The following is a 3918-nucleotide window of genomic DNA, read 5'->3' as shown; positions in this document are numbered from 1 at the left end:
AGCGCACGGGCGCGCGGGCGCCCGCCGGGCGTGGATTGTCGCCGCATACGATACTCCGCTTGTCGCAGCCCGCGCCGTGGGCCGGCGCGCATGGTGCGATCATGCCGGGATCGTTCCGATTCCGCCATCCCCCATGCGGGGGCGCCGGTGCTATTAGACGAGCATGTCGGGCCGGAACAGGGCTGATTTGTCGATCACCCGCCCGGCCAGCATGAACACTCCCCTGCCCGTGTAATGCAGGGTTTCGGGGTGGGCCGGAACGGGCCGGACATGGGCCTTCACGACCTCGAAAATGAAGAAATTATAGCGCTCGACCAGGGCATCGTCGTGGAGCACGCATTCGAAGCCGGCATGGCATTCGTCGATCAGCGGGGCGGCGACCCGGGAGGCGGGCCGGGCCGTCAGTCCGAAATGCGTGAACTTGTCGACCGCCGCGCCGGATATGTTGCCGATCCCCACGACCTGATCGACCATTGATGCCGTCGGCAGGTTGATCACGCACTCCCGGCTCTGGCGGATCATCTCGAAACTCTGATTGCCGTTCCAGATCATGCAGCCGACCAGCGAAGGCGCGAATTCCAGGACCGTGTGCCAGCCCAGGGTCATGATGTTGTGCCGCCCCTGCCAGGACGACGAAACCAGCACGATCGGCCCCGGCTCCAGATAGCGGCGCACCTGCGCGACGGGAAAATCCTTGCGGGCCGTTTCCTGCCCGGCATGGGGCTTCGCCATGACGCCCTCCGTTCGGATCGGGCCGGCGGCGCGATGCACGCGGCCCGCAGGGGGACATAACCGCTGTCGCGAATCCCGGTTCGCCGCCACCGCCGCGCAGCCCGTTCAACCGATGGCGAGGACCAAGCCAACCGCCCGTGGAAACGTTTCCACAGGATGACGGGACGTGGGAGGAGAAGCCCGATGCCGATGACACTCGAAGGATCCTGCCAGTGCGGGGCGATCACGTTCTCGGTCCAGAGCCAGGCGCCGGTTCCCTATCAGCGCTGCTATTGCTCGATCTGCCGCAAGACGGCGGGCACGGGCGGCTATGCCGTCAACCTGTCCGGCATGGCCGCCACACTGCATGTGCATGATCCGGCCCACCAGAAGCGCATCGTCCATGCGGTGATGGGGCGCCGGGGCCGGCATGTCGAACATAGCAGCGCCGAGCGCCATTTCTGCGGGCGCTGCGGCACGGCGCTGTGGCTGTATGACGCCGAATGGCCGGACCTGGTCCATCCGGCGGCGGGAGCCATCGACACCGAACTGCCGGAACCGCCCGCGCGGGTGCATATCATGCTGGGGTCCAAGGCCGACTGGGTACAGCCCGATATCCGGCCGGGCGACGGCGCCTTCGACGGATATCCCGAGCAGTCGCTGGAGGAATGGCACCGTGCGCATGGGCTGTGGCACGCATGACGGCCCCATCGCCTCAGGCGGAATCACGGCCGATCAAGCGGCGCCTGTTCCAGACCGGCCCGCAGGGCGTCGATTTCGTCCTTGAGCCGCATGAGCTGCTCCGGCGTCCGGCCCGTGGCCCGAAGGATACCGGCTGGAACCGACGCGGCACGGGCCTGCAAGGCCGCCCCCTGCTCGGTCAGCGTCACCCGCACCTGCCGCTCGTCGCGCGCATCGCGGGTCCGGCGCAGCAGGCGGGCGGTCTCCAGCCGCTTGAGCAGCGGCGTCAATGTACTGCTCTCCAGCGCCAGCTTCTCGCCGATCTGCCCCACCGGCAACCCGTCCTGCTGCCACAGTACCGTCATGACGAGATATTGCGGGTAGGTCAGGCCCAGCGCATCCAGCAGCGGCTTGTAGACGCGATTGAACGCGTGGCTGGTGGCATAAAGCGAGAAGCACAGGAAATGATCCAGCGTCGGTGCAGCGGTCGGAACGGCGTCGGGCATGGCGGGCCTCCTTCGAACCGAGCAACATAAATCGTGCGCGACCTTATCGACAGCGCACTGTCCGCATGGCAGCCATACGAATTATTATATAGCCAACGATCAAATCGTGCGCGATTTATTGGTCATCGAAGGCGGCGTCGATGGAACCGGCCACGGGCGCCGCGCCTTCGCCATCCATTGCAGGAAGGATCAAGACCATGTCCGTAAATGTCCTCTACCGTACCTCGGCCCGTGCTACCGGGGGTCGCGACGGCCGTTCCGCCACGCTGGACGGCGCGCTGGACGTCAAGCTGACCACGCCGAAGGAGCTGGGCGGTCCCGGCGGCGAAGGCAACAACCCCGAACAATTATTCGCCGCCGGCTATGCCGCGTGTTTCCTGGGCGCGATGAAGTTCGTGGCGTCGCAGGGCGGCAGCGCCAAGGTGCCGGCCGACACGACCGTGACATCCACGGTCGGCATCGGGCCGCGCGCCGAAGGCGGGTTCGGGCTGGAGATCGCGCTGGCCATCGCCCTGCCGGGCGTCGAGCGTGCCGCGGCCGAGGATCTGGTCGCCAAGGCGCATCAGGTCTGCCCCTATTCGAATGCCACGCGCGGCAATATCGACGTGAAGCTGTCCGTCGTCTGACCGTGCCCGATCGGCCGGCCATCGCATTGGCCGGCCGGTGTTCCCGCGCCTTCGGGATTCGGGCGCAGGTTCGGGGCCGGTCAGAGCAGAAAGGCCAGGGCCTGGGCGCAGGGGCGTGAGATTTTCAGCGTGAACAGGTCGTCGGCCCTTGACCGCCCGAGGGTCACGGCCGCCACTTGCTTACCGGTTTCCACTGCCCGCCGCACGAAGCGATAGCCGGACGGGACCATCAGCGACGACCCCACGACCAGCACCCCGTCGGCCCGTTCCAGGTGCGCCATCGCCCGGGCCTTACGCGCCCCGGGAATATCCTCGCCGAAAAAGACGATGTCGGGCTTGAGAAGGCCACCGCACTGCAGGCAGTCCGGCACCGTGAAGCCCGAAAAATCCTGCGCGTCGAGATCGGCATCGCCATCGGGCGCGCTGTCCGCATCGAACCGCGACCAGGCCGGGTTCAACTGCTCCAGCCGGTCCTGCATCTCCAGGCGGGTCGTCCGATGCCCGCAGACGGTGCAGCAGACCCGCGCGAGCCGGCCATGCAGTTCGATCACCCCCAAACTGCCGGCTGCCTGGTGCAGCCCGTCGACATTCTGGGTCACGACGTGCTCGGTCCCGCCCATCGCCTCGAGCCGCGCGAGCGCGCGATGCGCGTCGTTCGGCCGGGCGCGCAGCAGATGCCGCCAGCCGACCAGGCTGCGCGCCCAATAACGCCGGCGGGCGGCATCGCTGCCCATGAAGGCCTGCCAGGTGATCGGACTGGCGCGTTTCCAATCACCATTGAGATCGCGATAATCCTGGATTCCGGATGCCGTGCTGCATCCCGCTCCGGTCAGGACCAGAAGCCGCCGATGGCGATGGACGAATTGCCGCAGCGCGTCTTGCTGCTGCACATCCTTTCCTGCCGTCGCCGCATATACCTGTCCGGTTCCCGCGCCCATCTCACCCCCTGTCCCCCGTCCACGCGTTTCGGATGGGCTGGCTGGATCTTGTCAGAAATCCTCCCCTCCGTGCGGTCAAATCCGGCGGCGCGCCCCGTCCTTTTCATCCCGCCCTTTTTCATGGTGCCGCGCCGCTTCCCGCCAATTCCTGTTCCCGGGCCGCACGATGATGTTTACACTGTCCGCATGAAGGATGATGTGGCGAAGCCCGCCGTCAGGCGCCAGACCTACCACCATGGCGACCTGCGCGCCGCTTTGATCGAGGCGGGGCTGCGCCTGCTGGCCGATCGCGCCGTGGATGCGCTCTCGCTGCGCGAGATCGCGCGGGCCGTCGGCGTCAGCGCGACCGCCGTCTATCGTCACTTTCCCGACAAGGACGCCCTGCTGCGCACATTGGCCGGTGAAGGGCTGAACCGCCTGGCCCGGGCGCAGCGCGCGGCGTCCGACGCGGCAGGC

6 protein-coding genes are annotated in these 3918 nt (G+C 67.3%); 3 read left to right on the top strand and 3 right to left on the bottom strand.

Annotated elements, in window-relative coordinates; genetic code table 11:
• Positions 1-153 precede the first annotated feature (153 nt).
• Positions 154-732 carry a flavin reductase family protein gene (locus HUK84_RS11970; protein WP_176640496.1) on the bottom strand — a complete coding sequence of 193 codons (579 nt, stop codon included), beginning with the start codon at positions 730-732 and terminating at the stop codon, positions 154-156.
• Between the two features lie 183 nt (positions 733-915).
• Between HUK84_RS11970 and HUK84_RS11965 the strand changes: the two genes are divergently transcribed.
• Positions 916-1413: a GFA family protein gene (locus HUK84_RS11965; RefSeq protein WP_176640495.1), complete on the top strand. Its 498-nt coding sequence runs from the start codon at positions 916-918 to the stop codon at positions 1411-1413.
• A gap of 23 nt (positions 1414-1436) precedes the next feature.
• Here the strand turns inward: HUK84_RS11965 and HUK84_RS11960 are convergent, their stop codons facing one another.
• Positions 1437-1898 carry a MarR family winged helix-turn-helix transcriptional regulator gene (locus tag HUK84_RS11960; protein ID WP_176640494.1) on the bottom strand — a complete coding sequence of 154 codons (462 nt, stop codon included), beginning with the start codon at positions 1896-1898 and terminating at the stop codon, positions 1437-1439.
• A gap of 197 nt (positions 1899-2095) precedes the next feature.
• On the opposite strand from HUK84_RS11960, the gene HUK84_RS11955 reads away from it, so the two are divergent.
• A complete protein-coding gene (locus tag HUK84_RS11955) occupies positions 2096-2524 on the top strand; it encodes an organic hydroperoxide resistance protein (protein ID WP_176640493.1) in 429 nt (142 codons plus the stop codon).
• Positions 2525-2604: 80 nt separating this feature from the next.
• On the opposite strand, the gene HUK84_RS11950 is transcribed toward HUK84_RS11955, so the two are convergent.
• Positions 2605-3462: an NAD-dependent protein deacetylase gene (locus tag HUK84_RS11950; protein ID WP_176640492.1), complete on the bottom strand. Its 858-nt coding sequence runs from the start codon at positions 3460-3462 to the stop codon at positions 2605-2607.
• Positions 3463-3648: 186 nt separating this feature from the next.
• On the opposite strand from HUK84_RS11950, the gene HUK84_RS11945 reads away from it, so the two are divergent.
• Positions 3649-3918: helix-turn-helix domain-containing protein (locus tag HUK84_RS11945; RefSeq protein ID WP_176640491.1), on the top strand; the 270-nt coding region annotated here is incomplete at its 3' end.

The organism is Nguyenibacter vanlangensis, assembly GCF_013376155.1.
Taxonomy (GTDB): Bacteria; Pseudomonadota; Alphaproteobacteria; order Acetobacterales; family Acetobacteraceae; genus Gluconacetobacter; species Gluconacetobacter vanlangensis.
The sequence above is the reverse complement of the archived record's forward strand: the minus strand, read 5'-3'. Positions and strand labels throughout refer to the sequence as shown.

Bases quoted from the DNA above. Each gene is read 5' to 3' on its own strand.
- HUK84_RS11965 (WP_176640495.1), top strand. From the start codon at position 916: ATGCCGATGACACTCGAAGGATCCTGCCAGTGCGGGGCGATCACGTTC.
- HUK84_RS11955 (WP_176640493.1), top strand. From the start codon at position 2,096: ATGTCCGTAAATGTCCTCTACCGTACCTCGGCCCGTGCTACCGGGGGT.
- HUK84_RS11970 (WP_176640496.1), bottom strand. From the start codon at position 732: ATGGCGAAGCCCCATGCCGGGCAGGAAACGGCCCGCAAGGATTTTCCC.
- HUK84_RS11950 (WP_176640492.1), bottom strand. From the start codon at position 3,462: ATGGGCGCGGGAACCGGACAGGTATATGCGGCGACGGCAGGAAAGGAT.
- HUK84_RS11960 (WP_176640494.1), bottom strand. From the start codon at position 1,898: ATGCCCGACGCCGTTCCGACCGCTGCACCGACGCTGGATCATTTCCTG.